The organism is Kitasatospora sp. NPDC001660, assembly GCF_053596725.1.
This window is the reverse complement of sequence record NZ_JBSFGU010000139.1, coordinates 1-1,399: the sequence shown is the minus strand read 5'-3', so window position 1 is coordinate 1,399 and position 1,399 is coordinate 1. Positions and strand designations below refer to the sequence as shown.

Genomic DNA, 1,399 nt, shown 5'->3' with positions numbered 1-1,399 from the left:
TAGTACTGCAATCACAGTTATGGGGTGTGGCCTCGGCGTTTGTAGTGGCTGAGGCGGGCCCGGGTCTGGCTGAGGCGTCTCCACCATGACCAGCGCAGATGATGCGCGGGAGTGAGGTAATGGGGCTGGAGGACCAGGCCGATGAGGCGGCGGATCTCCGCGACCGACAGGGGTATCAAGGCGGTTTGTCCTAATCGGCAGCCCCCTTTTCCAGCTCCTCGGCACGGATCGCGGTCAGCGCGGCGAGAGCGGCCATGGACAGGGTGATGTGCCGGTACCAGGCGTCGTAGCGGCGGACCTGATAGTGGTCCAGGCCGCACTCGTTCTTCGCGACCTGGAACGACTCCTCGATCGCCCACCTGGCCGCGGCGACCTTGACCAGATCCTTCAGGCGGGTGGTGACGGGGCCGTAGCACACGTAGTGGGCGATCTCGGTCGGGTCGCTGACCGAACGGCGGGCCAGCACCCAGTGCCCGACGCCGTCCTCCCACACAGGGCGGATCGCCACCCGGGCCCAGTCGTAGATCCGCTCGCCGTGGGAGCCCTTGCCGCCGGACAGGCGCTTCCAGGCCTGCCGCGGCAGATCGGCGACCAGCTCGTCGACCCGGACCTCACGCCACCCGGTCGTGATCACCGTGTCGTTGACCCTGGTGGCCAGCACATACCCGACGCCGCGTTGCTCCAGCCACACACGCAGGTGCTTGACCTGGCCATACGCCTCGTCCGCCGTCACCCATGCGAACGGCACCCCGGCGTCGATCGCGCGCTGCAGCATCCACCGGAAGTGCTCGTTCTTCGTCGCGAACGGCACCTCATCAGGCACACCAGCCGCCCGGCAGCGCTCACGGTCGTCCGTCCACGAGGCCGGCAGATACAACTCCCGGTCGATCAACGCGCGACCCTTGGCCGAGGCGTAAGCCAGGAACGTGCCGATCTGGGAGTTCTCTGTCCTGCCCGCCGTCCCGGTGTACTGCCGCTGCACACCCGCCGACCGCGAGCCCTTCTTCAGGAAGCCGGTGTCGTCGCCGATCAGGATGCCGTCCTTGGCGCCGATCGTCTCCACGACGAAGTCCCGCACGTCGTCGCGGACACCGTCCGCATCCCAGTCCGCCTCGCCCAGCAGGCGCTGCATCCCGATCGGATGCCCCTCGCCCGCTCGCTCCGCCAGTGTCCACCCGTTCTTCCGCTCCAGTGGCGCAATCAACCCCGCCATATACGTCAGGGCCCGCGCACGCGGCTCCGACCTGGAAAAACGCCCAGCGAACCGCTCATGCAGCCCAGACAGCGTCTCCTGCCAGGCCCCGATCTGTCCCACCCCGAGATCCACAGACACGACAGAACACAACCACAGTCACCGGCAGACCTCGCAACTACCCCACCAGTAACTGTGATTGCAGTA

The 1,399-nt window shown here is 67.2% G+C and carries 1 protein-coding gene; it reads right to left on the bottom strand.

What is annotated here, in order from left to right:
• Positions 1-190 precede the first annotated feature (190 nt).
• Positions 191-1,306, bottom strand: a complete 1,116-nt coding sequence (locus ACWCXH_RS39905; RefSeq protein WP_449806415.1) for an IS701 family transposase — start codon at positions 1,304-1,306, stop codon at positions 191-193.
• Positions 1,307-1,399: the final 93 nt, after the last annotated feature.